General features: G+C 35.8%; 26 protein-coding genes. 5 read left to right on the top strand and 21 right to left on the bottom strand.

Annotated features, from left to right (window positions below; all coding sequences use genetic code 11):
• Positions 1-292: 292 nt before the first annotated feature.
• The 15 genes from paaZ to ACZZZA_RS07365 form a co-directional block, all read right to left on the bottom strand.
• Positions 293-2,788 carry a phenylacetic acid degradation bifunctional protein PaaZ gene (gene paaZ / locus ACZZZA_RS07435; RefSeq protein WP_463430533.1) on the bottom strand — a complete coding sequence of 832 codons (2,496 nt, stop codon included), beginning with the start codon at positions 2,786-2,788 and terminating at the stop codon, positions 293-295.
• Positions 2,789-2,863: 75 nt separating this feature from the next.
• Entirely contained in the window at positions 2,864-3,694 is an 831-nt protein-coding gene (locus tag ACZZZA_RS07430; protein WP_463430532.1) for an alpha/beta hydrolase, read from the bottom strand.
• Positions 3,695-3,719: 25 nt separating this feature from the next.
• Positions 3,720-4,547, bottom strand: coding sequence for an alpha/beta hydrolase (locus ACZZZA_RS07425; RefSeq protein WP_463430531.1), 828 nt, complete (start codon positions 4,545-4,547; stop codon positions 3,720-3,722).
• Positions 4,548-4,566: 19 nt separating this feature from the next.
• Positions 4,567-5,160, bottom strand: coding sequence for an acyltransferase (locus ACZZZA_RS07420; RefSeq protein ID WP_463430530.1), 594 nt, complete (start codon positions 5,158-5,160; stop codon positions 4,567-4,569).
• Between the two features lie 117 nt (positions 5,161-5,277).
• On the bottom strand, positions 5,278-6,486 hold the full coding sequence (pcaF, locus tag ACZZZA_RS07415; protein ID WP_463430529.1) for a 3-oxoadipyl-CoA thiolase: 1,209 nt from the start codon (positions 6,484-6,486) through the stop codon (positions 5,278-5,280).
• Positions 6,487-6,530: 44 nt separating this feature from the next.
• Positions 6,531-6,893: a four helix bundle protein gene (locus ACZZZA_RS07410; protein WP_463433746.1), complete on the bottom strand. Its 363-nt coding sequence runs from the start codon at positions 6,891-6,893 to the stop codon at positions 6,531-6,533.
• A gap of 48 nt (positions 6,894-6,941) precedes the next feature.
• Positions 6,942-7,355 (bottom strand): PaaI family thioesterase, encoded by a 414-nt coding sequence (locus tag ACZZZA_RS07405; RefSeq protein ID WP_463430528.1) that lies wholly within the window; start codon positions 7,353-7,355, stop codon positions 6,942-6,944.
• An 87-nt stretch (positions 7,356-7,442) separates the two neighbouring features.
• Positions 7,443-8,573 (bottom strand): 3-hydroxyacyl-CoA dehydrogenase NAD-binding domain-containing protein, encoded by a 1,131-nt coding sequence (locus tag ACZZZA_RS07400; protein ID WP_463430527.1) that lies wholly within the window; start codon positions 8,571-8,573, stop codon positions 7,443-7,445.
• 110 nt (positions 8,574-8,683) lie between these two features.
• On the bottom strand, positions 8,684-9,484 hold the full coding sequence (locus tag ACZZZA_RS07395; protein ID WP_463430526.1) for an enoyl-CoA hydratase/isomerase family protein: 801 nt from the start codon (positions 9,482-9,484) through the stop codon (positions 8,684-8,686).
• 121 nt (positions 9,485-9,605) lie between these two features.
• The gene (paaD, locus tag ACZZZA_RS07390; RefSeq protein ID WP_463430525.1) at positions 9,606-10,070 is read right to left on the bottom strand and encodes a 1,2-phenylacetyl-CoA epoxidase subunit PaaD; all 465 of its coding nucleotides are present in this window, start codon (positions 10,068-10,070) and stop codon (positions 9,606-9,608) included.
• Between the two features lie 170 nt (positions 10,071-10,240).
• Entirely contained in the window at positions 10,241-10,990 is a 750-nt protein-coding gene (gene paaC / locus ACZZZA_RS07385) for a 1,2-phenylacetyl-CoA epoxidase subunit PaaC (RefSeq protein WP_463430524.1), read from the bottom strand.
• Between the two features lie 89 nt (positions 10,991-11,079).
• Positions 11,080-11,361 carry a 1,2-phenylacetyl-CoA epoxidase subunit PaaB gene (paaB, locus tag ACZZZA_RS07380; protein WP_463430523.1) on the bottom strand — a complete coding sequence of 94 codons (282 nt, stop codon included), beginning with the start codon at positions 11,359-11,361 and terminating at the stop codon, positions 11,080-11,082.
• Positions 11,362-11,466: 105 nt separating this feature from the next.
• The gene (gene paaA / locus ACZZZA_RS07375; protein WP_463430522.1) at positions 11,467-12,405 is read right to left on the bottom strand and encodes a 1,2-phenylacetyl-CoA epoxidase subunit PaaA; all 939 of its coding nucleotides are present in this window, start codon (positions 12,403-12,405) and stop codon (positions 11,467-11,469) included.
• A gap of 76 nt (positions 12,406-12,481) precedes the next feature.
• Entirely contained in the window at positions 12,482-13,567 is a 1,086-nt protein-coding gene (locus ACZZZA_RS07370) for a 2Fe-2S iron-sulfur cluster-binding protein (RefSeq protein ID WP_463430521.1), read from the bottom strand.
• A gap of 94 nt (positions 13,568-13,661) precedes the next feature.
• Positions 13,662-14,234, bottom strand: coding sequence for a TetR/AcrR family transcriptional regulator (locus ACZZZA_RS07365; RefSeq protein ID WP_463430520.1), 573 nt, complete (start codon positions 14,232-14,234; stop codon positions 13,662-13,664).
• Positions 14,235-14,579: 345 nt separating this feature from the next.
• Here ACZZZA_RS07365 and clpB point away from each other — a divergent pair, with 345 nt between their 5' ends.
• From clpB to ACZZZA_RS07340, 5 genes are all read left to right on the top strand, one after another.
• The gene (gene clpB, locus ACZZZA_RS07360; protein ID WP_463430519.1) at positions 14,580-17,174 is read left to right on the top strand and encodes an ATP-dependent chaperone ClpB; all 2,595 of its coding nucleotides are present in this window, start codon (positions 14,580-14,582) and stop codon (positions 17,172-17,174) included.
• A gap of 164 nt (positions 17,175-17,338) precedes the next feature.
• A complete protein-coding gene (locus ACZZZA_RS07355; RefSeq protein ID WP_463430518.1) occupies positions 17,339-17,827 on the top strand; it encodes a hypothetical protein in 489 nt (162 codons plus the stop codon).
• Positions 17,827-18,480 (top strand): hypothetical protein, encoded by a 654-nt coding sequence (locus ACZZZA_RS07350; RefSeq protein WP_463430517.1) that lies wholly within the window; start codon positions 17,827-17,829, stop codon positions 18,478-18,480. Before ACZZZA_RS07355 ends, ACZZZA_RS07350 begins: the two co-directional genes overlap by 1 nt.
• A complete protein-coding gene (locus ACZZZA_RS07345) occupies positions 18,456-19,241 on the top strand; it encodes a sensor histidine kinase (RefSeq protein ID WP_463430516.1) in 786 nt (261 codons plus the stop codon). The genes ACZZZA_RS07350 and ACZZZA_RS07345 overlap by 25 nt, the downstream gene beginning before the upstream one ends.
• Complete coding sequence (locus tag ACZZZA_RS07340; protein WP_463430515.1) at positions 19,238-19,879, top strand: response regulator transcription factor; 642 nt, start codon at positions 19,238-19,240, stop codon at positions 19,877-19,879. Before ACZZZA_RS07345 ends, ACZZZA_RS07340 begins: the two co-directional genes overlap by 4 nt.
• A gap of 116 nt (positions 19,880-19,995) precedes the next feature.
• Here the strand turns inward: ACZZZA_RS07340 and ACZZZA_RS07335 are convergent, their stop codons facing one another.
• The 6 genes from ACZZZA_RS07335 to ACZZZA_RS07310 form a co-directional block, all read right to left on the bottom strand.
• On the bottom strand, positions 19,996-20,700 hold the full coding sequence (locus ACZZZA_RS07335) for an FKBP-type peptidyl-prolyl cis-trans isomerase (protein ID WP_463430514.1): 705 nt from the start codon (positions 20,698-20,700) through the stop codon (positions 19,996-19,998).
• 141 nt (positions 20,701-20,841) lie between these two features.
• Positions 20,842-21,675: an endonuclease/exonuclease/phosphatase family protein gene (locus tag ACZZZA_RS07330; protein ID WP_463430513.1), complete on the bottom strand. Its 834-nt coding sequence runs from the start codon at positions 21,673-21,675 to the stop codon at positions 20,842-20,844.
• 68 nt (positions 21,676-21,743) lie between these two features.
• Positions 21,744-21,947, bottom strand: coding sequence for a hypothetical protein (locus ACZZZA_RS07325; RefSeq protein WP_463430512.1), 204 nt, complete (start codon positions 21,945-21,947; stop codon positions 21,744-21,746).
• 2 nt (positions 21,948-21,949) lie between these two features.
• Positions 21,950-23,206 (bottom strand): S8 family peptidase, encoded by a 1,257-nt coding sequence (locus ACZZZA_RS07320; RefSeq protein WP_463430511.1) that lies wholly within the window; start codon positions 23,204-23,206, stop codon positions 21,950-21,952.
• Positions 23,207-23,217: 11 nt separating this feature from the next.
• Positions 23,218-23,796, bottom strand: a complete 579-nt coding sequence (locus ACZZZA_RS07315) for a hypothetical protein (protein WP_463430510.1) — start codon at positions 23,794-23,796, stop codon at positions 23,218-23,220.
• Positions 23,796-24,494 (bottom strand): hypothetical protein, encoded by a 699-nt coding sequence (locus ACZZZA_RS07310; protein ID WP_463430509.1) that lies wholly within the window; start codon positions 24,492-24,494, stop codon positions 23,796-23,798. The genes ACZZZA_RS07315 and ACZZZA_RS07310 overlap by 1 nt, the downstream gene beginning before the upstream one ends.
• Positions 24,495-24,501: the final 7 nt, after the last annotated feature.

Raw genomic sequence — 24,501 nt, 5'->3', positions numbered from 1 at the left:
GAAAAAGGGAGCTTATTTGCCGTGACAAATTTATAACTATTTTATGTTAAATCCATCCAAACTATTTAAAATGATGCATAAAATGTTTTTTCTCCTGAAATGGTTTCTCAATTATTTTTATTTCCTAATATAAAATTTACAATAATTTCACATTTAATTTCTCTCCATGATAATTAAAATGATAAAAAAGATCGGATTTTTATACCTTCATCTAAAGAACAATGTTTCAAATTAAAAAAAAATCCCTTTCAGTAAAAGCTAAAAGGGATAACAATTTTATTTATAATTTGAATTAAACCAATCCAAACTGTTCAAAATGATGCGTAAAATGTTTTCTTTGGAAAAGTTCCATCATTTCTTTATTCAGATGCCCGAACCTTGGGTTATAATGTTCTGCAAAAGGATTTTCTTTGTAATAAACTGTAAACTCTTTTAAAGTTTCAATTAATTTCGACTTCGCTTCATCCAGATTTTTATTTTTATTTTGGGGAACTTCACCTTCTTTCCACAAAGGATATTGCGCTCCCGGACGAATCTTCTGGTCGGTGTACAACCAATCCTGAAGTTTCTCTAATTTCTCAGCAGGAATCTCGTCAAAATCTTGTGGTTTCAAATCACCGAAGCCGTTTCTCAATACTTCCTCTAAATGCTCAACCATCAGTTGCGGTGTAAAATCCCCGAAAACAGGTTGAGTTCTCTCAGTCAGTGCATTTAATTTTTTCTGAATATTCTGAACTTTAAAATCAATAAATGGCGAATGCTTTGCCACTAAAGTTAAAATCGTAGCTACACAAACGATCTCATCTCTTTGATTGACAACTTCCACCAACCATTTCACAACGCCGGAAGGAATATTTCTGCCCTTTACACCACGGTTGATTTTTTCTTTTGCTGTTAAATAAACCGTAATCGTATCTCCTGCATAAACCGGCTTAAAGAACGAGCAGTTTTCTAATCCGTAGTTCGCAATAACAGGTCCTTTTTTACCTGAAACAAACAATCCTGCTGCTGCGGAAAGAATAAAATATCCATGAGCAACGGTTTTATCGAAAATAGTTCCGCTCAGACTTGTTGCATCGGTGTGTGCGTAAAAATGATCCCAAGAAACGTTTGAGAAATTCACGATATCTGCATCCGTAACCGTTCTTCCCGCTGTTTCCAAAGAATCTCCAACCTCAACATCTTCAAAATATTTCTGGAAAGGATGCTTGTCTGCAAATTTTTTCTCTGCTCCTTGCTGATAAACTTTTGTAATCGCCGTTAAAATATCCGGTGAACCCTGAATTGCTGTTTTCTGAAGGAAGAAATGAAGACCGTTTAATCCGCCCATTTCCTCACCGCCTCCTGCTCTTCCGGGACCGCCGTGCATTAACGTAGGAAGTGGAGAACCGTGACCTGTACTTTCTTTTGCGTTGTCTCTGTTTAACACGAAAATTCTACCGTGCTGAGAAGCCATTTTCCAGGAAGTTTCAGCAACAAAATTTTCATCGTGCGAAACAATTGAGCCTACCAAACTTCCTTTTCCTCTTTTTGCCAAGGCTGCAGCTTCTTCTGCATCTTTATAAGGCATCAACGTAGAAACCGAACCAAAAGCTTCGACATCATGAGATATATTTTTAGTAAAAGGAGAATCGTTTAAGAACAATTTCGGACTCATAAATGCACCATTTTCATAATCTGCATCTATAAGCTCGTGCTTTCCGTCATAGACTAGCTCATTTTCAGTTTTTAAGATATTTACTTTTCTTAAAACCTCATCATACTGCTCTTTTCCGACCAAAGAACCCATTCTTGTATCTCTGCTTAAGGGGTTTCCAATTTTTGTCTGATCCAAAGCTTTAGATAAAGCATTCTGAACCTCACCAATTAAGTTTTCAGGAACGATAATTCTTCTGATTGCCGTACATTTCTGACCAGATTTTGTGGTCATTTCGTTACGAACTTCTTTGATGAATAAATCAAATTCGGGAGTTCCAGGTTTTGCATCCAATCCAAGAATTGAACAGTTCAAAGAATCGGCTTCCATGTTGAAACGAACAGAATTTCCTGATACAGAAGGCAATGCTTTTAGTTTTCTACCTGTTGTTGCAGACCCTGTGAACAATACAGAATCCCCATCCTGAACATAATCCAGAATATTTCCCGGCTCGCCACAAACCAATTGAAGAGCACCTTCAGGCAGTACTCCACTTTCAATCATATCGTGAAAAACTGCATTGGTTAAATAAGAACCGTAAGGTGATGGCTTCACAATACTTGGAACACCCGCCAATAATGAAGTCGATAATTTTTCCAGCATTCCCCAAACAGGAAAGTTATACGCATTAATTTGCACAGAAACTCCTTCACTTGGTGTCAAAATATGAGTTCCCAGGAAAGTTCCGTTGGCGGAAATTTTCTGAGTTTCCCCATCTACCCAAAACGGCGTATTCGGAAGCATTCTCTTTGCCAATCCTGAATACGTGAAGAAAGTACCGAAACCTCCTTCGATGTCTACCCAGGAATCTGCGTGGGTTGCGCCTGTTTTATATGATAATTCGTAATATTTTTTCTTTCTTTCTAAAAGGTAAAGCGCTACTTTTTTCAGCATCTCTCCACGATCATAGAAAGTCATCGATGAAAGATTTTTGTAACCTACTGTTCTTCCGTAATCAAGAGTGTGTTCGAAATTAAGCCCTTCAGTATCAGAAATGGCAACCTGCTCTCCTGTCACAGCATTGTATAAGGGGATTCCGTTTCCGTTACCTTCTACCCATTCGCCGTAGATATAGTTTTTTAATTTTTCCATATAGTTTTTAATTTAAAAATGTATCAATTTAATCGTTTACCAATTACTGATACACTTTAGATTTATTTTTTAAAATTAATTTTCCGAAGTTTTTATAAATTCCAAAGCTTCATCAAATCTTTTACTCCACGGAAAAAAATATTGTATGACCATCGGAATATGTTTTTTATTAATCAATTTAGGTTTTACACTGGGTTGAAAAGGATAAAGTGCTTCCAGAAAATTTTCGTTAGCAACTTTAATCGAGGGATATGTTTTTTCGCCTACATAAATTAAAAAGGGCGGAGTCTTTTCATTGATAAAATAGATGGGAGATGCCTCTTTCCATTTTTCCGGATTTTTGCTCCATGTAGCGTCATAATTATTTTCTGCGGTTGGATGATTTTTTTCTAAATAGTTTTTCATATCAATTCCTGCAGCATCAATTAAAATAATACCGGAAACCGTATTTTCAGGAATATTATATTTCGGATTCATCACTGCAGAAGCTACCAATTGACCGCCCGCTGAATGACCTGAAACAAATATCTGCTGAGAATCTCCTTTATATTTTTGAGCATTTGCTTTTGTGAATTGTATAGCCGCTGCTATTTCTTTTGTCATCTGATCGACATCTGCCTTCGGACTTAAGGTATAATTTGGAATAACTGCAATGATGTTTTTACGGGCAAAATTTTTACCCATCAAATTATATGTTTTTTTATCACCTGTATTCCAATTTCCTCCATGTACAAAGATGAGTACAGGATATTTTTTATTAACAGCCTTTTTTGGAGCGAAAACATTCAATTTAACTTCTTCACCTGCATTGTTTTGAGTAAATGAAATATCCTTATAAACAGCCGTTGATTTGCAGCTGCTTATCATCAGACCCATTAAGAAAACTATGCAGAATGTACATTTCATATTACTACTATTTTGATAAAATAAGTTATTTGGGTTCCTGATAAGGAAACATTTTCACCAAACCTTCATACAAACTTCTGTGAAGAATTGTTGCATGATTGTCTGTTTCCATCATTTTATATTCTACCGTCCAGTTTTTTTTATTTGATTTTTTAAGAATATCGAATAGATTTTCTGCATCTTTTATCATGACAGGATGTTCCCCTTTTCCGACAGAAATATAAATGAATTTCTTAGTATCCTGAATTTTAGATAATAACTGATCTGCCTTTTTTAAAAGACTTTGATCATCCCACCACAAACTCGGACTGATGATAAAATAATGATTAAATAGTTCAGGTTTTTTCAACAAAATCTCGGTGGCTAAAAGTCCGCCAAGTGATTGTCCGAACACATAAGTATCGGTAGTTTTAAACTGACTTTCTATATAAGGCTTTAACTCTTTTTCAAGGAAACTGATGAACTTATCCGAATGTCCCGTCGTAGGATAATCTTTTTGTAAATCTTTTAAATCTGTATGGAAAGTGAAGTCTTTTTTTCTGTCAACATTGGCAATTCCGACAACGATTGTTTCCGGCATTGCATACATTAAATTGAAGAACTGCACCAATCCTGTCACGTGAATAAAATCTTCATTCATGCTTCCATCCAGAAGATAAATGATCGGATAAAATTTTGTTTTATCAAAATTCTGTGGAAGATAGATGTTTAACGTTCTTTCTTCATTTAAGATTTCAGACTTAAATGTTCTGATTTCTCCAATCGTTAATGGTTTTACATTTCCATTCTGGGCAGAAACCATGAAATGAAATGCAAACAGAATACTGAAGAAAATGAGAAGTTTTTTTAACATATTAAATTTTGAAGTTCAATTATTTCACATCATCCCAAATGCTGTAATCAACAACTTTCGTAGGAATCTGCTGTACATATTCTGCAAAAGGTTCGCAAGGCAAAATCGCATCTTTTCCTTCTCTTGCCAATTCCTGATAAAGTTTTGTTCCTTCTGTTTTCCATTTGATCATTTCGTCAGAAACATCACGGATGATTTTTGCCGGACTTCCGACGATCAATTTTCTAGCTTCACACCTGAAATTTGCAGGAACAAACGCTAAAGCTCCGATGATACATTCGTCACCGATAACGGCTTTATCCATCACAACAGCGTTCATTCCAACCAGACAATTTCTACCGATATGTCCCGAATGAATAATAGCACCGTGACCGATGTGGGCAGATTCTTCCAAAACAGTTTCAATACCAGGAAAAACGTGCAGTGTACAGTTTTCTTGAACATTTGCTCCATCTTTAATGATAATTTTACCCCAATCGCCACGGATCACAGCATTGGGACCAATATAAACCTCTTCGCCGATTTCTACATTTCCGATGATTACCGCTTGCGGATGAACGTAAGCAGATGGTTTGATAATAGGACGAATTCCGTGATATGAGTAAATATTCATAAATTTTTTATTAAAAAAAATAATGTAGCAATGCATCAGTTTACCAATGTAACCATTTGAAAATCACACCTCAATATTGTTACACTGTCACATTGATAAATTGTTACATTATTAAAATTACACTTTTTCAATAACCATTGCATACCCTTGACCGACACCGATACAAAGCGTACATAACGCATATTTTTTATTTTGTTTCTGTAGCTCAATTGCCGCAGAACCAATGATTCTAGCTCCGGAAACTCCAAGCGGATGACCGATTGCAATGGCTCCTCCATTTGGATTGACTCTTGAATCATCATCCTGTAAACCTAAACTTCTGGTTACTGCCAAAGATTGAGCAGCAAAAGCTTCGTTCAATTCGATAACATCCATATCTTCTAATGAAAGATTCAGTCTTTTTAATAATTTCTGAGCCGCTTCAACAGGACCTATTCCCATGATTCTTGGCTCAACACCAGCAACTGAAGATCCTAAAATCTTAGCTTTCGGTTGTAAACCATATTTTTTTACGGCTTCCTCACTTGCTAAAATAAGAGCTGCTGCTCCGTCATTCATTCCGGAAGCATTTCCTGCAGTTACGGTTCCGCCTTCTTTTCTGAAAGCCGGACGCAGTTTCCCTAAACCTTCAATTGAAGATGCTGGCTTGATAAATTCGTCTTTATCGAAAATTTTGGGTTCGCCTTTTTTTTGCGGAATTTCAACGCTTACAATTTCTTCCGCCAATCTTCCGCTTTCCTGTGCTTTTGTGGCTTTTTGTTGCGACCAAAGCGCAAATTTATCCTGATCTTCACGGTTGATATGGTGCATTTCTGCTAAGTTTTCAGCCGTGTCTCCCATTGCGTCAACGCCGTACATTTCTTTCATTTTGGGATTTACAAATCTCCATCCGAAAGTGGTATCAAACATCTGGCTGTCTCTCCCGAAAGCTGCACTTGGTTTTGACATTACGTAAGGTGAACGCGTCATGTGTTCTACTCCACCCGCAATGTAAATTTCACCTTCTCCGGCTGCTATAGAACGGAAAGCATTGGCAACCGCCGACATTCCTGAAGCACACAATCTGTTGACGGTTTCCCCACCAATCTTATACGGAAGTCCGGCCAATAAAAGTCCCATTCTTGCAATGTTTCTGTTGTCTTCACCCGCTTGATTTGCACACCCGAAAATAACATCTTCAATTTCCTCAACAGGAACTTCAGGGTTTCTTGCAACAATTTCTTTCAACACAATTGCTGCCAAATCATCGGCTCTCACTTCTGACAGACCTCCGCCTAATTTTGAAATGGGGGTTCTGATGTAATCTATGATATATACGTTGTTCATGATATTTCAATTTAACAATGTAGCAATCTAACAGTATAACAATGTTAAATGCCTTGATTTTTATTTAAACTTGTACTTAATATTTTATAAATAATTTTTCCTAATTCTACAATTTGATGTTCTAGTTTTTCATCAAATGGATAATTTTTGGAATGTTTACACAGATAAAGCCAATATTTGGTTTCTTCCAATTCTTTGGCTGAAATTTTTATCTTGCTGATAAAATCATTTTTACTATGAGGATTTTGTGCTTCAAATGCATTTGCGCCAATGCTTGTTCCAGAGCGTAACAATTGTTTTGCAATAACAAATTTTCTTTTCTCCTCTAACAATTCACAGAATTCAATAATATCCAACGAAAACTGGACTGTTTTCTGAATTAATGGATTATTTTCAAAATTGATCATCATTATTAAATTGTTAGATTGGTAAATTATTACATGGTTACATTGAGCTTACAGCTCTGTTACTTTTTTTCCAATTTTATAAACTGTTCCCACAAATTTTGCGACCAACTCATCATTCTGATTGGTAATTTTGATGTCGTAGATGGCCGTTTTTCTTGTATCGTTTACCAAAACACTTTCTGCTCTAAAAATATCGCCTTCTTTACCGGCTTTGGTAAAATTGATGATACAATTCAGTGCAACAGCAGCTTCTCCGGAATTGTTGGACGAAAATGCCAATGCAGAATCTGCAAAAGCAAACGTAACGCCTCCGTGAACGGTCTTCAAACCATTAATCATTTCTTTTTTGATAGGCATTTCTATCAGACAATAATTTTCTCTTACTTCAATCATTTTGATATTCATCCATTGGGAAAAATAATCCTGACCGAACATATATTCTGCAACCTGTCTTGGTGTCATAAATTTAATTTAACAGTGTAACATTTTACCAATTGATGCTTCGGCAAGCTCAGCATGACAGTGTGTGATTGTTACATGAATGTATTTTTACATTTTTCTTAACAAAGGGCTTTGTCTGTATCTCTCTTCCTGATATTCTTCGTAAAGATTCTCCAGAGTTTCAGAGATTTTTACATAACCGATTTCTTTTCCCCAAGCCAATAATCCTTTTGGATAGTTTACGCCTTTCTGCATTGCCAATTCTAAGTCTTCATCGCTTGCAACTCCTAATCTTTTCGCTTCTACAGCTTCGTTGATCAGCATTGAAATAATTCTTAGAAATATTTGTTGATAAAGAGCGTTGTCTTTCGTTGGTCCTGTTTTTACAGCGCCATCAGCATAATCATAGAAGCCTTTTCCTGTTTTTCTGCCGTGAAGTTTTGCTTCAGACATTCTTTGCTGTAGAAGAGATGGTTTGTATTTCGGGTCGTAGAAATATTCTTTGTAAACCGTTGTCGTAACAGAGAAATTCACATCAACACCGATTAAATCCATCAATTCAAAAGGACCCATTTTGAAGTTTCCGATTGTTTTCATCGCATCATCAACCTGTTCTATAGTGGCAATGTTTTCTTCAACAATTCTTAATGCCTCACCGTAATAAGGACGAGCAATTCTGTTGACAATGAAGCCGGGAATATCTTTGGCAATCACAGGCGTTTTGCCCCAATCCTTCATAAGATTGTACATTTTTTCGGCTAAAGATTTTTCGGTAAGTAAAGACGGAATAATTTCAACCAAAGGCATTAAAGGAGCCGGATTGAAAAAGTGAATTCCTATAAAACGTTCCGGTTTTTGCAATTCTGCACCGAGAGAAGTGATGGAAATGGATGATGTATTGGAAGCAATCACACAGCTTTCTGAAATATGTTTCTCTAATTCTGTGAAAACTTTAGTCTTTATTTCTTTATTTTCGATGATAGCTTCAATGATCAACCCGCAATCTTTGAAGTCCTTCAGTTCTGTCGCAATGGAAATATTAGATAAAATTTCGACCATTTTTTCTGACGAAATTTTCTGTTTATCTACCAATCTGGTTAAGGTTTTTTCTAAACCTACAGTTGCCGTTTCTACCTGTTTTGCATTGGCATCATAGACCCAAACTTTACATCCGTTGGTTGCGGCTACTTGAGCAATGCCAATTCCCATTGTTCCTGCACCGATAATTCCTATATTCATAATCTAACAGTGTATCAATGTAACAATGTAACAATTACGCCCTGTCATGCTGAACTTGTCGAAGCATTTCATTGGTAAACTGCTACATTGGTACATTGTTATATTAATTCTTATTTTCCCAAATAATTAGGTTTCCTTTTTTCTAAAAATGCACTTACTCCTTCTTTGAAATCTTCCGTTTCGGCGGCTTCCTGCTGTAAATCTCCTTCCAGTTCCAACTGTTCCTTCAAAGTGTTATTATACGAATTTGCAAAGGCTTTTTTGGTTAATTTTAAACCAACAGTCGGCATATTGGAAACTTTCTCTAAAATTTCCATTGATTTTGAATTGAATTCTTCTTCAGTGAAAACCTCAGCAACCAAACCATAAGATTTTGATTCTTCAGCCGATAATTTTTTACCGGTAAATGCTAAATAGTTTGCCAGTTGTCTTCCCAACAATTTAGGCAAAAAATAAGTTCCGCCTGTATCAGGAATCAAACCGATATTAGAGAATGCCTGAGCAAAATAGGCTTTATCACTCGCTAAAACGAAGTCACAAATCAACGCCAACATTGCACCGGCTCCCACTGCAGGACCGTTTACCAAAGCAACTACAGGTTTTTTACAACGGGTAATTTCTAACACCAATGGATTATAATAATCGGTTACAATTCTTCTGATGATGTCGTTATCGTGATGTTCGTTGCCCTGAACAAATGCATCATCCAGGTTCTGACCAGAACAGAACGCTTTTCCTCTTCCTGAAATGGCAACACATCTTACTGTGGGATCATCACTACACTCTTTTACAAAATCTCTCAAATCTGACAACGAAGGCTTCGTTAAAGCATTCATCGTATCAGGTTGATTGAGATAAGCGATTTTTAATTTTCCATCAAAATGCGATTCAATATCGAGTTGTGTGTACATAGTTTTAATTTTTATGATTAATGTAAATTTACATATAAAAATGTGGCAAAGTATGAGTTTAGCCTAATAACAATATTTACAGCATTCAAAATTGTTACATTTCTAAATGATTACATTAATTTTAGTGGCATTTGAAATAATCAAAAGGTTCCAAACAATCCAGACATTGATAAGAGGCCTTACATAAAGTAGACCCGAATCTGCTGATCTGCTTAGAATTCATAGAACCACAACGAGGACATTTTTTGGGTTTCCCGATGTGATTTTCGTCTGCTCCTTTTTCGGGCGGCGAAATTCCATACACACGAAGTTTTTCTCTCGCTTCATCTGTTAACCAGTCTGTTGTCCAAATGGGAAACATTTTGGTGACTACTTTTGCATCCCAACCGTTTTCCTTCATGATCTTGATGATGTCTTCCTCAATGGTAAACATGGCGGGACAAGCAGAATAAGTGGGAGTAATCGTTATTTCACAAGAATTCTCGCCCGTAACTTTTGCTTCTCTTACAATACCCAATTCCACGATATTGATTACCGGAACTTCCGGATCGGGGACTAATTCTAATATTTCTAAAGGATTTTTCAATCTTTCTTTTATCTCAAGTTTTTAACGCAAAGTGTGCTAAGATTTTTTTAACTACTAACTGCTTTTAAGTTCGCAAAGGCGTTTCACTCAGCAAAGTCAACAAAATATAATTCCAATGCCAGTTCAAATTGTTACATTGATAAACTGTTACATTGTTCCATTCAAAATAATTACCAAGTGCATCCCGGATACGCTCTCTGCATATACTGCAATTCACAAAGCATAAATCCGAAATATTCTGTGTGGTATCCTGTTCTCGATTTTGGCTGCATGAAAGGATTTGCAGGATATTCCAAACCGAAATCTGCAAAATCTTTTATTGTAATCGATACAAAATCTTCATACAAAGCATCTGTATTTGGAGCGATGTTTAAAGCAATTAAATCATCTTCACCTTCTGTTTTTGCGAATAAACCTTTGGTATATTCCCAGATGTTTTCGATGGATCTTTCCAGGCGCATTTTACTTTCTTCTGTGCCTTGTCCGAAAATTTTCATCCATGAAGCGGCATGAGTATAATGATATCTCACCTCTTTCAGGGATTTTTGAGCGATGGCAGAAAGTTCTTCGTCCGTTGAGTTTGACAAAGCTTCATACATCAATTTCTGATACACAGAAAAAACATATACTTTCAGAATGGTCTGAGCATAATCTTCGTTGGGAAGTTCTGTCCAGTGTGCATTCAGATATTCGTGCTCGTATCTCAGGAAAGCCAGGTCATCTTCACTTTTCCCGTTATCGGCAACTCTTGAAGCGTAAACATAAAAATTGTTGGCTTGTCCAAGTTCATCCAAAGCAATATTCGTCAATGCAATATCTTCCTCCAGATAAGGACCTTCACCGCACCACGCAGACAAACGCTGTCCCATAATGAAACTGTCGTCTGCTAGTTTTAATAAATAATTATATAATGGGTTCATTGTTTAGTAGATTTCAGATTTCAGACATTAGATTTCAGATTGACAATCAGTCTATTATCTGATATCTCACATCTTAAAATCTTTATTAATTACATATTTTTCACATCGTTTGGAATATCGTAGAACGTCGGGTGACGGTATAATTTGTCATCAGCCGGATCGAAAAAAGCTTCTTTGTCAATTCCTTCCGAAGTCACCATATATTTACTTGGAACTACCCAAACAGAAGTTCCTTCCTTTCTTCTTGTATAAACGTCTCTTGCGTTCTGCAAAGCCATTTCTGCTGTTGGTGCCTGTACTATTCCAACGTGTTTGTGAGATAATCCCGGTTTAGTCTGAATAAACACTTCCCACACATCTAAATTTGCCATAAATAAAATTAAATTTAACAATGTATCAATGTACCAGTTTACCAATGAAATGCTTCGACCAGCTCAGCATGACAATGATTGTTACATTTTTACATTGGTATATTGTTATATCGAAATTTTTTCTTGTTTCTCAGCAAAAGCAATCGCCGCTTCTTTTACCCAAAGGTTTTCCTGCTGTGCTTTTACTTTGGTCTGCAATCTCTTTTTGTTGCAAGGCCCGTTTCCTTTTAAGATTTCCATGAATTCACCCCAAGGAAGTTCCCCGAAATCGTAATGTTGTCTTTCCTCATTCCATTTCAGATCTTTATCAGGAACTGTCAATCCTAAAAATTCAGCCTGAGAAACCGTAACATCGATAAATCTCTGACGAAGACTGTCGTTACTTTCTCTTTTCACTCTGTAATTCATTGAGATTTTTGAGTTTGGCGAACTGTCGTCATTCGGACCAAACATCATCAAAGCCGGCCACCAGAAACGGTTTAACGAAGCCTGAGCCATTTCTTTCTGCTGCTTTGTACCACGACAAAGTGCCATTAAAATTTCATAGCCTTGTCTTTGGTGAAAAGATTCTTCTTTACAGATTTTCACCATCGCTCTGGAGTAAGGACCGTAAGAATTCCCCATCAACATAACTTGGTTCATAATCGCTGCACCATCAACTAACCAACCGATTGCACCGATATCTGCCCAGCTCAAAGTAGGATAATTAAAGATACTTGAATATTTTGCTTTTCCTTCCAGCATATCTTCATAGGTCGCATCTCTGTCTGCTCTGATCGTTCCGTTTCCTAACGTTTCGGTGGCAGAATACAGGTATAAACCGTGACCTGCTTCATCCTGAACTTTAGCCAAAAGCGCCATTTTTCTTCTCAATGAAGGTGCTCTTGAAACCCAGTTCGCTTCCGGCAACATCCCGACAATCTCAGAATGTGCGTGCTGTGAAATCTGACGAACCAATAATTTTCTGTAATCATCGGGCATTACATCTTTTGGTTCAACTTTATTTTCGTCGTGTACGTATTGTACGAATTTTTCTAAGTCCATTTTTTGTCTTTTTTGTAAAATGTAAAAAGTATTGATGTATTCATGAATACGTTTTACATTAAATCGTTAATACAATTTAAACATCATAATTTAGCATCACCACATTGGTCGTCGGATGACACTGGCAAGTCAGAACAAAACCTCTGGCTACTTCGTCTTCGGTCAATGCGAAATTTTTCTCCATGAAAACTTCTCCTTCGAGAACTTCCGCTTTACACGTACAACAAACTCCTCCTTTACAAGCGAAAGGTACGGGGAGATTGTCTTTCAATGCTTTATCTAAGATACTCTCTTTTTTTGAATTCAAATGGAACGAATATTCATCATCATCGATAATCACCGTTACCATACTTTCAATATTGGCAATTGCCTTAAATTCATCGCTCATTTCCGCAGAATCTTCTTCATCTGGAGCCGAGAAATATTCAAATAAAACCTGAATGGCAGGAACTTTCTTCTCTTTTTTCAAATAGTCAGAAATCCCTTTGATCATATCAGATGGTCCGCAAATAAAATAAGTAGCTTCTTTGATGTCGATGTCTGTATATCTTTCAAATAAATGTTCTAATTTTTCCGGAGAAATTCTTCCTTCAAAAATCGGGTCTGCGTGTTTTTCACGGCTTACCAGATAAACGACTTTCAGTCTTCCGTTGAACTGCTCTACTAATGCATCTATTTCAGCTTTTTTCATCACATGATTCATGCTTCTGTTGCTGTAGAAAAGATATGCGTTTGAGTTGGGCTCTTGGTAAAGACTTTCTTTTAAGTTAGAAAGAATCGGGCTGATTCCGCTTCCGGCAGCCAAACCAACATATGTTTTTGTGTTGGTCGGATGATAAGAAGTATTGAAACCGCCCATCGGAGGCATTACTTCCAGCAATTCATCCATATGAAGATGTTCATTGAAATATCCTGAAACTTTTCCGTTTTCTAAAAGCTTTACCAGAACTTCAAGCGTATTGCTTTTTTCGCTCGGCGCATTGCAGATAGAGTAAGAACGGCGTTCTTCATTACCGTTTACCATGAGTTTAAAGTTCAGATACTGCCCTTGTTTGAACCTGAATTTATCTTTCAGCTCCTCAGGAATTTCCAACGCTACATTTACAGCATCATTGGTATCTTTCTGAACTTTTACAGTTTTTAATTTATAAAATGAATTCATTTTTGATATGCTAAATAAAACTAACTAACACTTGTTAGGTACAAATGTAAAAATATTTTCTGTGATGACAAAATTTTTATAATTCTTTGATATTCTACGATTTTCCTATAAGACCGAAAAGTATTTTGTTCCTGATTTCATCTTTAATTTCAACGGTAGATTCTACATTTCTTTTAAACCAGAAATAAGAGTTGTTTAAAGTATGAAGAATAAATCTTGTCGTAAAAGCAGGAGATTTCAATTCCCAGTTTTCAGCCTTATAGATTTCAATCAGCAATTTTTCGACCTCAAGCTGATAATTTTTTCTCATTTCGACAAATTCAGGTAGTCGGCCATCCAAATGTTTCCATTCATTGGAATAGATGTGGGTAACATCCCGGTTTTCAAGAACCACAGATAAATGTTTGTCGATAAATAAATTCAATTTTTCTGTAGCAGGAACATCGGTATTTTTGATTTCCTGAAGCTGCGCAAAAAATTCATGAGCGATTCCAAAGCAAATCCATTCCAGAATTTCTTCTTTTGAACGGATGTGTGCGTACAAAGAAGCAGCTTTGATATTCAGTCTTGTTGCCAAATCTCTTACAGAACTGCCCATATAACCTTTTTCTTTGAAAAGTTCTACCGCAACGTCTAAAATTTTCTTTTGTTTTTCTTTAAGCTCCATGATGTAATACAAAAGTAACTATTCTGATTTAAAATTTATTTCTGAAAATTGACAATATTCAAATGTCAAAATATCCCGTAAAAATTATGGAATAATCTCTTTTCGGAAAATTTGTCAATAAAAATAATCATTAAAATACAATATTCGGAAAATTTGTCTTAAAAATTTATAAATTCAATAATAGAATGCTTTTTGCGATCAGTTAACTGAATTAAATGATTAAATAGGATTTAAGGGCATCAGAATTTAGAAATTCGATTTAAAAATTAGCACTTATTAGACTCTTATGGTCTGAAATCTGATGTCTGAAATCTTATATGACAACAAAACCAAAATATACACGATATGAACTTAAATCAATATACCGTAAAATCACAGGAAGCCATCCAGGCCGCTCAGCAAGTAGCAATGGAATTTGGTAACCAGCAAATAGAACCTCAACATCTTTTGGAAGGAATTTTTCAAATAGATGAAAATATATCGCCTTTCCTGCTAAAAAAATCTGAAGCAGACGCTAATTTGGTAAGAGAGCGAAACCGTGAAAATCTTGCAAAACTGCCAAAAGTACAGGGTGGAAATATTTACCTTTCACAATCTGCCAGCAAAGTTTTGCTTGATGCACCCAACATCGCCAAAAAAATGGGAGATGAATTCGTGACGATCGAACATTTATGGCTTTCATTATTAGAAACGAATTCCGAAGTTTCTAAGACACTCAAAGATTTGGGCGTAACCAAAAGTCTTTTGGAAGGCGGAATTAAAGAATTAAGAAAAGGAAGTACTGCGAATTCTGCAAGCTCAGAAGAAACGTATCAATCCTTAAAAAAATACGCAAAAAACTTCAACGAACTCGCTGCGGAAGGAAAACTTGATCCCGTCATCGGTCGTGACGAAGAAATCAGAAGAGTTTTGCAGATTCTTTCCAGAAGAACTAAAAATAATCCGATTCTGATTGGTGAACCCGGAGTGGGTAAAACTGCCATTGCTGAAGGAATTGCGCACAGAATTATTTCCGGAGACATTCCTGAAAACTTACAGGATAAAACCTTGTATTCCTTAGATATGGGAGCTTTGATCGCCGGAGCAAAATACAAAGGTGAATTTGAAGAACGCTTGAAATCTGTGATCAACGAGGTCACAAAGTCGAACGGACAAATTATTCTTTTCATCGATGAAATCCATACTTTGGTAGGAGCCGGAGGTGGCGAAGGTGCAATGGATGCCGCCAATATTCTGAAGCCCGCTTTGGCAAGAGGAGAACTAAGAGCGATCGGAGCCACAACTTTAAATGAATATCAAAAATATTTTGAAAAAGATAAAGCATTAGAAAGACGTTTCCAGAAAGTAATGGTGGAAGAACCTGATACGGAATCTGCCATCTCCATTCTTCGTGGGATTAAAGATAAATATGAAGCACACCATAAAGTAAGAATCAAAGATGAAGCAATTATTGCTGCGGTAGAAATGTCTCAACGATATATTTCAGACCGATTTTTACCGGATAAAGCGATTGATCTGATTGATGAAGCTTCGGCAAAATTGAGAATGGAAATCAATTCGAAACCTGAAGAACTCGATGTTCTCGACAGAAAACTGATGCAGATGGAAATTGAATTGGCAGCCATCTCAAGAGAAGGAAATCAGACGAAAATTGACCATTTGAAAGAAGATATTTCGAAAATTTCTGAACAAAGAAATGAGATAAATGCAAAATGGCTGAAAGAAAAACAAAAATCTGAGGATCTTACATCCATTAAAAAAGATATTGAATCTCTGAAGCTGGAAGCCGAAAGAGCTTCAAGAGCAGGAGATTATGCAAAAGTTGCTGAAATACAGTATGGGAAAATCAAGGAAAAAGAAGATGCTTTGCAAAAACTCGAGCTGGAAATGCAAAACCATCAAAATGAATTGATTAAAGAAGAAGTGACCTCGGAAAACATCTCTGAAGTGATCGGAAAATGGACAGGAATTCCTGTAACCAAATTACTACAGTCTGAAAGAGAAAAATTATTACATCTGGAAACCGAACTTCATCACAGAGTTGTAGGTCAGGAAGAAGCAATCCAGGCGGTTGCAGATGCGATCAGAAGAAACAGAGCAGGATTGAGCGATGAGAAAAAACCAATCGGAAGTTTCTTGTTTTTAGGAACAACCGGTGTCGGTAAAACTGAGCTCGCAAAAGCTTTAGCAGAATTCCTTTTCGACGACGAAAACAATATGACGAGAATTGATATGAGTGAATATCAGGAAAGACACAGCGTGTCCAGGCTTGTTGGTGCGCCTCCGGGATATGTGGGTTACGATGAGGGTGGGCAATTAACGGAAGCAGTGAGAAGAAGACCTTACTCAGTCGTGCTTTTAGATGAAATCGAAAAAGCGCATCCTGATGTTTTTAACACGCTGCTGCAGGTTTTGGATGACGGAAGATTAACAGACAATAAAGGCAGAGTGGTAAATTTTAAAAACACGATTATCATTATGACTTCGAATCTCGGTTCGCACATCATTCAGGAGAATTTTGAAGATATTACTGAGGAAAATCAAGATGAAATTGTTGACAAAACTAAAATTGAAGTTTTCGATTTATTAAAACAAACTTTGCGTCCAGAATTTCTGAACAGAATTGATGAAACAGTATTGTTCCAGCCTTTAAGAAAAAAAGAAATCGGAAAAATCGTTCAGTATCAGTTGAGAGGTTTCAATGATTTGTTGTTAAAACGAAACATCATTATGACCGCGACACAGGATGCTTTGGATTATCTGACCAATAAAGGTTACGACCCAAGCTTTGGAGCAAGACCTTTGAAAAGAGTAATTCAGCAGGAAGTTTTAAATAAATTATCAAGAGAAATCCTTGCAGGAACCGTGAATGACGGCGACAGAATCACTTTAGATTATTTTGAGGAAACAGGTTTGGTTTTCAGACCATTAGACAAATAAAAGAGTAGTTTTTTTTCATATATATTATTTTTAAAGAAATAACCGCAAACTAAAATTTGTGGTTATTTTATTTTAAAAGTACCGTAAAATCACGGAATTTTAAGCTTAGAAAAAAAACATATCCTATTTTTCTTTAATTTGCAGTGAAATTTAGAACTAATACTATGGAAAACAAAACTGAAACAACAGAAAAAAAGAGACTTAGTGCTGCGAATTTGATGCCTACAGAAATAATTCAAACCCAGGTTGACAATTATCGTAATAACCAGCTTTTGACAATCAATGAAAACATGAGAATAGATGATGCGCATTCGATCTGGTTTGATCTGGTTACTATGAAAAAATTTATTGCAGATATTGAAGAAGAAGCGACTAATGTAGATTCTGCAGTAAAAACTGAAGATTTAGGCATCCGTTTTTATTATGCAGCATATCCTGAACAACCTGCAGAACCAATTCCTGAAGATTATGCTAGAAGACACACTCTCATTATGGTTCCTACAAAAAGGCAGGACGATCTCAACTATGACTTTAATCCTTATCAAGAAATCGGTCAGGCATTGGCAATGACTTTAGAAGTTTCAGGAAGAGCGGTTGCTCAGAATCATGGGGCACTTATTCCTCCGGGAACCTCTATTGTAGAGTCATACTAATGAACGACCTCCAATTATTGCTGCAGGATTCGATGATTTTCACTGAAGGTTTTGCAGCATTTATTGCTGTTTTTATGACTTTCAAAAAAAGCAAGAAAACGATTTATCGTTATTTTGCGGGTTATCTCGTATTTATTTTTTGCTGTGAAATGCTTGGAAAATTCGGTGCAGAATACAGTCCGTTTCCTATAAATTTAGTTTTTAATTATTTTGTGATCCCATTAGAATTCATATTTTTCTTTTGGCTTTATGCTTATGTTTCTTTACAGAAAAAGGTTTTGTTTTGGTGTTTTACAGCTTTATTTTTATTAGCTTATATACCCAATGAACTTTATTTTTTGAAAAATAAATATATCTTTTCTTTCAATTATACTTTTGGGAGCGTACTGTTGATGTTTTTAGTTGTTATGGAATATTATAAGCAGATTAATTCAGATCATATCCTGGAATTTGCTAAAAATCCTATGTTTTACACCAACCTCGGAGTAACATTATTTTATATTGGGACTCTTCCATATTGGACGTTTTATCTTCAAATCTTCGAACACAGACAAATCTGGAATATATATACTTTATATTTCCAAACTTCGGCGATTATTATGTATCTTATGTTCGCAAGTTCTTTTATATGGGGAAAACAGAATTATTCTTAACCATTTTTTTATTCAATATTTTCTTTGTCTTTTTTATTGTTGCCGTAATGGTTTATATAAAAAAATACAAACAGAGAAAAGTAGAATATTTAAGTGAAATTCAAATCAAAAACGAAATTCATCAGAGAGAACTTTTAGCCACACAATTAGAAATTCAACAGTCTACAATGCAGCAAATAGGTCGTGAGCTTCATGATAATATTGGTCAGAAACTCACTTTGGTAAGTCTTTACACTCAACAGCTTTTGTACGAAAACAAAGTTCCTGAAGTGGTTGAGAGAATAGATCAGGTTTCACAAATCATTAATCAGTCACTTCAGGATTTACGAAATCTATCTAAAACTCTTACAGATGACAATATCAACCAGAAAGAAATTGTAGCTTTAATTGAAGAAGAAGTTGAGACCACCAATACCATTAAAAAATGCATCATAAGTTTTGAACACAATTTTGAGGATTTAGATTTAGATTTCATGCACAAAAATGTTTTACTCAGAATTACGCAGGAGTTTATTCAGAACAGCATTAAACATTCACAATGCAAAAATATTTTCATTCATCTGAATACTTCTGAAACCAATTTATGGGAACTTATTATCAAAGATGATGGGGTTGGCTTCGATGCCTCTACAAACCTCAGCAATGGAATTGGGCTAACAAATATGAGAAACCGCGCTAAGATCATCGGAGCCGAATTTAGTCTCGAAAGTAAAAAAGATTCAGGAACCACACTCAGCATATCTTTTAAAAAACAATCATGAAAACAACCATAATTATTGTAGATGATCACCTCCTGATTGCAAAAGCATTAGAAGGAATCATCAATAATTTCAAAGATTTTACAGTAATAAATGTAGCAGAAAACGGCCAGGATCTTATTGATAAGTTTGAGAATAACTGCAAGATTCCGGATATTATTCTGATGGACATCAGTATGCCCGTAATGGATGGTTTTGAAACTGTAATTTGGCTTAAAAATAATCATCCGGACATTAAAGTGATGGCATTAAGTATGCAGGGTGATGAACAAAGTCTCATCAAAATGATAAAAAACGGAGCCAAAGGGTATTTATTAAAAAATACGCATCCTAAAGATCTTGAAGAGGCTCTTATCAAAATAAAGGATAATGGTTTTTTCTACCCGGAATGGGCTTCAAAAATTATATTTAATGTAAATGACGAAAAAAATAATGAAAAAGCAGTGCGGATTTCCACCCGAGAAAAAGAATTTCTCAAATACACCGTAACTGAGCTCAGTTATAAACAAATTTCCGATATAATGTGCTGCAGCCCTAGAACAGTAGAAAGTTATAGAGATCAGCTTTGTGAAAAATTAAAACTGAAAACAAGAGTAGGTTTGGCGATTTTTGCGCTAAAAAACGGTTTTGCAGAATCTTAATTCTCAAATCTTTATAAGTAAGATTTTAATATTTAATAATCTGGAATTTTTTAAACAAAAGAAGGAACTTTTCAGCTCCTTCTTTTTGAATATAATTTTGAAAAAAATATCTTAACTTATTGTATACTCACCAATTCTACATCAAAGATGATCGTAGCACCTGCGGGAATTGCCGCTCCGGCTCCGCCATCTCCGTAAGCCAAATCTGAAGGAATGTAAAATCTGTATTTAGATCCTTTGCTCATGAGTTGGATACCTTCTGTCCATCCTTTTATGACAGCGCCAAGATTAATATCCATTGGTGCGCCTCCATTTTTATCGGTAGAGTCAAAAACAGTTCCATCAAGCAGTTTTCCGGTATATTTTACCTGTACAACATCTGATGCTTTTGGTTTCGTTGTACCATCACCTTCCTGTAAAACCTCGTACTGTAAACCGGAAGCCGTAGTTTTCACTTTAGGATTGCTTTTATTTTTGGCAAGAAAATCCTGACCTTTTTTCTTGTTTTCAGTTGCCTGTATTAATGCTGAAGAATGTTTCTTTTCATTTTGCTTTTGCATAAATTCCTGCATAAAGGTATCCATCTCTTCTGCAGGCAACAGCTTTTTTTTGCCTTCCATTTCCTCTTTGATAGCCTGAGCCAAAAGGTCTGCATCTACTTTGAAACCTTCCTGCTTCATATTTTGTGCAATATTAAGACCTATATAATAAGAAGCTTTTTGGTCATCGGTATATTTGCTGTCTCCCTGTGTATCATCTTTCTTGTCACACGAAACACTAAATGCTGCTATACAAAATAATGCAATAATCTGTTTTTTCATTGATAATTTTTATTGTTGATCAGTAATTAATTAATGGCTGCAAATCTATCATTAATTATAGAAATTTTCTTATTACAAAAAAGTTTTTCTACCATTAATTTTTCAATTGATGATCATCTGAATTCATATGATTACATTATTTTAAAACTGCAAATCTACCAATACCGGGAAATGATCTGAAGGATACAACAGATTTTCTCTTCTGTCGTTGATATGTCTGTGAGATTTTATTTTAAAACCTTTCACAAAAATATAATCGATTCGGTTTTGCGGGATTTCAGTTACATTAAAAGCGGTAAAAGTCCCTACCGGACCATAATGTTTCTTTTCTGAATTGTAAAAAGTATCTTCCAGGTTTTGCGAAAGAATTTTAACAGGTTCCGAATCTTCCGTTAAATTAAAATCACCAGTCAACACCAACGGTAAGTTTTTTGGATTCAGTTCCTTAGATTTCTTCAAAATTAATTCTGAAGATTTGACTCTTGCGACATTTCCTACATGATCAAAATGGATGTTCATTGCCAAAAATTCTTTCTGAGATTCTTTATCTTTAAAAACAGCGTAGGTACAAATTCTGTTCAAAGCCGCATCCCAGCCTTTAGATGGTTTTTCGGGAGTTTCAGATAGCCAGAATGTTCCGGATTTAATAATCTGAAGTCTTTTCGTATCATAAAATATTGCAGAAAACTCGCCTTTTTCTTTTCCGTCATCTCTTCCGACTCCTACATAATCGTAGTTTTTTAGACTCATTTTAATATCTTTCATCTGCTCAGGAAGCGCTTCCTGCACACCAAAAAAATCCGGATGATAATAGGTCAGCAGATCTGCAACATCTTTTTTTCTGTTGGGCCACGCATTTTCTTTGTCGGAGTCAACATTCAGCCTGATATTGAAACTCATTACTTTTACTTTTACATCCTGAGAAAAGCCTACTGCAAAAAACATCAGTAAAACGATTGAAAATCTGAAATTCATTATGGTCTTTATTTAAATTGAAAACAAAAATAAAACTTCTCTTGTACAGAAAAGCCTTATTGTGATGATTAAATTGTTAAATTATCTTTTTCCTCTTCAATGCCTGAACAAAATTTTTCAAATTCTTTCTCTGAAATTGTCTTATCGCTCTGAAATTTTACGATTCCCAGGATCTTGTAATGTTCCAGAAATTTATTTTTTTTCTCTTTAAGAATCTTTTTAAATTCTTCAATATTCACATTTTCTTTAAGAACAGCAAGGTAAATTTTCATGATTAAACTATTTGAATTAAACCATTCCCAATATCTCTGTACTTCAAACCTTCGATTGGTTTTGCCTGTGTTTCTATCATTTCCCAAATTTCTTTTGCTGTTTTATCCGGAAACTGCTCCATATACAAAGCTGCAAGTCCGGAGACGTGTGGTGTTGCCATACTGGTTCCGCTTAAGGCAAGATAATTATTTTTATTCTTTGCATTTTTGGGATAACTGCTAAAAACATCTACTCCCGGAGCGCAAACATTGATATTTCCTCCCGTGGTAGGATTTAAACCGGCATTAGAAAAACCTGCAACCCGCATTTGTCCGTCGATGGCAGCAACAGCTAGGATTGAAAGAGAATTAGCCGGCGCAGAAACAGGTTTTGGGAGAGAAGGTCGGTTGCTGTCGTTTCCTGCTGCTGCAATGATGAGACAATTGTTTTCTAATGCTCTCATTCCCACAGTTTCAAAAAGTACGGAAGGCTTTTCATTTAAACCTACAGGAGCTGCAAGTGAAAGCGACAAAACTCTGAACTGCTTGGTAATTGCCCAGTCGATAGCGTCAATAACGCTGCTTGTTGTTCCTTTTCCTTTATTGGAAAGCACTTTGGCTATTTTCAGGTTGCAGTCCTTCGCAATTCCGTAGCGTTTGCCTGTATCGGCTCTCAGATTTCCGGCAGCAACACCGGCGCAGTGCGTTCCATGACCGTTGGGATCTTTGTTCCATTCTTCTCCTTCGATGAAGGATTTACCTTCAATTTCCCGGGCAGAAAAATCGGGATGGGTCATTTCTAAACCTGTATCTAAAATGCAAACATTAATTCCTTTACCTGTAAAAATTGTTTTCTCTATTCCTACCGCTTTCAGCCCCCATTCCATTTCCATAAAATTCTTTGGCGGAATGGGTTTATTGTTGAGGTATTTTTCGAGCTCCGAAATTTTAACTGAAAGTTCTGTGGTTTGTTGTTTTAATTCAGCTATGATTTTCATCTCATCTGCAGGAAAAAACTCACGCTCTTTTTCGAAATAGACGATAGGATTTGTATCATCATTCACTGCTTTTTTCAGCTGATCTTCATCCATATTTTCTACCACTACTACTCCCAGATTTTTATACAAAACTCCGTTATCATGATCAATCACCTGAAAAGAGCGGTTTTCTTTTGAAAGAAGTTCTGAAGAGGTGATGCTTACCTGAAGCTCTTTTTCTACTTTTCTGAGCGATGTTTTTTCCTGATTTCTGAGCAGGACGAAGTATTTTTCTTTTTTCATGGCTGGTTTTTTTATGCAATTTTGGTACATATTTTTTCGATAATCAAATAGATATCTTCTGCTAAAAGTGTAAGTCTCAGTTTTTTGTTGAGCCCTGCAATAGTTAAATTCTGTGGAAGAAGCTGATTCCAAAAAGCTTCAATTTTTGCGACTGAATTCAGATCTTGTATTTTTGCATCATCTAAAATTCCGTTTTGGTACATGGAGATGATTAATCCTGAAAGTAGTTCTTCCGATTCGTCTAGTTTTCTTTGTTCTTTAGAAAGTAAACCGGTCAGAAAACCATGAATATTTTCAATTCCGTTAAAAGAAAATCCATACACAAGATCTCTCTTTCCAAAATTTACTTTTTCCATTTTCACGGGATTAAAACCACGCTTGACAGTGGAAATCATACTCATTATTTTTAAAACTTCAGATTCGTATGTGGTATTTCCTTTTGCTTTAAAATATTCTAAAAGATCACGAAGAAAAGTATCGAAACCGGCATCAAAATCAAAAGATTTAGAGAGGTACAACTCCTGAACTTTATTGAGTTGATCTAAATGAAACTCTAAAGTCTGCGTGCTGTGGTGTATGAGCTCTTGCATTACTCAAAAGTTATTTGTTCGACCTCGTTACCGTCTTTATCTTTGTAAGACATTATTCGTATACCTTCAGCTTCCATAGACACTTGCAGATTGATGAAAAGTTTGTCTTTGTCTTCTGCTGCTGTCGTGTTAGGATCGATGTAGATATTGTTGAGCTTAGCATTCACCAATGTATATTTATTCACCAAAATGTTCGAAAAAATGTCTTTCAGCTCATTGACTTCTTCATCTGTCGTTCCATCCTGCGGTCTGAAAACACCTGTATTCAAAGTCTGTATTTTAGATTTTAGATCAATTTTTATAATTTCTGTCGTAGGAAGTTTGCCAAATTTCTGGTCGTGAGATTCGAGCTTTTTAAAAAGAGTTTTAAAATCGTCATTCTGAATCTGCTTTTTTGTGATCTCAGAAATATTGAGTTTTTTTTCCCGGTTTACAAGTCGTATTCTTTCGTTAACCTCGCCGATAAGCTGATCTTCGTTAAGTTTAAAATTATATTTAGCATCAGAATCAATGTCGGTTATTTTCAGAGGAATATCCATTTTCACACTGGGCAAAGCATATCTTGGTGCCGTAAAAAATTTGAGGTAAGGATGTTTTGCGTATTCTTTTGCGATCGCAACAGCATTTTCGTCAGCCTTTTTACGAGCCTGAATTATCTCGTTGTTGAGATAATCCAGGTAATCTGATAATTTGATCATGATCGTA

Source organism: Chryseobacterium sp. AC405b (assembly GCF_979258685.1).
This window is presented reverse-complemented; position numbering and strand designations above follow the sequence as displayed.

What these genes read in the sequence shown, in the direction of transcription:
- paaZ (WP_463430533.1), bottom strand. Translation starts at nt 2,788, where the DNA reads ATGGAAAAATTAAAAAACTATATCTACGGCGAATGGGTAGAAGGTAAC.
- ACZZZA_RS07430 (WP_463430532.1), bottom strand. Translation starts at nt 3,694, where the DNA reads ATGAAATGTACATTCTGCATAGTTTTCTTAATGGGTCTGATGATAAGC.
- ACZZZA_RS07425 (WP_463430531.1), bottom strand. Translation starts at nt 4,547, where the DNA reads ATGTTAAAAAAACTTCTCATTTTCTTCAGTATTCTGTTTGCATTTCAT.
- ACZZZA_RS07420 (WP_463430530.1), bottom strand. Translation starts at nt 5,160, where the DNA reads ATGAATATTTACTCATATCACGGAATTCGTCCTATTATCAAACCATCT.
- pcaF (WP_463430529.1), bottom strand. Translation starts at nt 6,486, where the DNA reads ATGAACAACGTATATATCATAGATTACATCAGAACCCCCATTTCAAAA.
- ACZZZA_RS07410 (WP_463433746.1), bottom strand. Translation starts at nt 6,893, where the DNA reads ATGATCAATTTTGAAAATAATCCATTAATTCAGAAAACAGTCCAGTTT.
- ACZZZA_RS07405 (WP_463430528.1), bottom strand. Translation starts at nt 7,355, where the DNA reads ATGACACCAAGACAGGTTGCAGAATATATGTTCGGTCAGGATTATTTT.
- ACZZZA_RS07400 (WP_463430527.1), bottom strand. Translation starts at nt 8,573, where the DNA reads ATGAATATAGGAATTATCGGTGCAGGAACAATGGGAATTGGCATTGCT.
- ACZZZA_RS07395 (WP_463430526.1), bottom strand. Translation starts at nt 9,484, where the DNA reads ATGTACACACAACTCGATATTGAATCGCATTTTGATGGAAAATTAAAA.
- paaC (WP_463430524.1), bottom strand. Translation starts at nt 10,990, where the DNA reads ATGAACCCATTATATAATTATTTATTAAAACTAGCAGACGACAGTTTC.
- paaB (WP_463430523.1), bottom strand. Translation starts at nt 11,361, where the DNA reads ATGGCAAATTTAGATGTGTGGGAAGTGTTTATTCAGACTAAACCGGGA.
- paaA (WP_463430522.1), bottom strand. Translation starts at nt 12,405, where the DNA reads ATGGACTTAGAAAAATTCGTACAATACGTACACGACGAAAATAAAGTT.
- ACZZZA_RS07370 (WP_463430521.1), bottom strand. Translation starts at nt 13,567, where the DNA reads ATGAATTCATTTTATAAATTAAAAACTGTAAAAGTTCAGAAAGATACC.
- ACZZZA_RS07365 (WP_463430520.1), bottom strand. Translation starts at nt 14,234, where the DNA reads ATGGAGCTTAAAGAAAAACAAAAGAAAATTTTAGACGTTGCGGTAGAA.
- clpB (WP_463430519.1), top strand. Translation starts at nt 14,580, where the DNA reads ATGAACTTAAATCAATATACCGTAAAATCACAGGAAGCCATCCAGGCC.
- ACZZZA_RS07355 (WP_463430518.1), top strand. Translation starts at nt 17,339, where the DNA reads ATGGAAAACAAAACTGAAACAACAGAAAAAAAGAGACTTAGTGCTGCG.
- ACZZZA_RS07350 (WP_463430517.1), top strand. Translation starts at nt 17,827, where the DNA reads ATGAACGACCTCCAATTATTGCTGCAGGATTCGATGATTTTCACTGAA.
- ACZZZA_RS07345 (WP_463430516.1), top strand. Translation starts at nt 18,456, where the DNA reads ATGGGGAAAACAGAATTATTCTTAACCATTTTTTTATTCAATATTTTC.
- ACZZZA_RS07340 (WP_463430515.1), top strand. Translation starts at nt 19,238, where the DNA reads ATGAAAACAACCATAATTATTGTAGATGATCACCTCCTGATTGCAAAA.
- ACZZZA_RS07335 (WP_463430514.1), bottom strand. Translation starts at nt 20,700, where the DNA reads ATGAAAAAACAGATTATTGCATTATTTTGTATAGCAGCATTTAGTGTT.
- ACZZZA_RS07330 (WP_463430513.1), bottom strand. Translation starts at nt 21,675, where the DNA reads ATGAATTTCAGATTTTCAATCGTTTTACTGATGTTTTTTGCAGTAGGC.
- ACZZZA_RS07325 (WP_463430512.1), bottom strand. Translation starts at nt 21,947, where the DNA reads ATGAAAATTTACCTTGCTGTTCTTAAAGAAAATGTGAATATTGAAGAA.
- ACZZZA_RS07320 (WP_463430511.1), bottom strand. Translation starts at nt 23,206, where the DNA reads ATGAAAAAAGAAAAATACTTCGTCCTGCTCAGAAATCAGGAAAAAACA.
- ACZZZA_RS07315 (WP_463430510.1), bottom strand. Translation starts at nt 23,796, where the DNA reads ATGCAAGAGCTCATACACCACAGCACGCAGACTTTAGAGTTTCATTTA.
- ACZZZA_RS07310 (WP_463430509.1), bottom strand. Translation starts at nt 24,494, where the DNA reads ATGATCAAATTATCAGATTACCTGGATTATCTCAACAACGAGATAATT.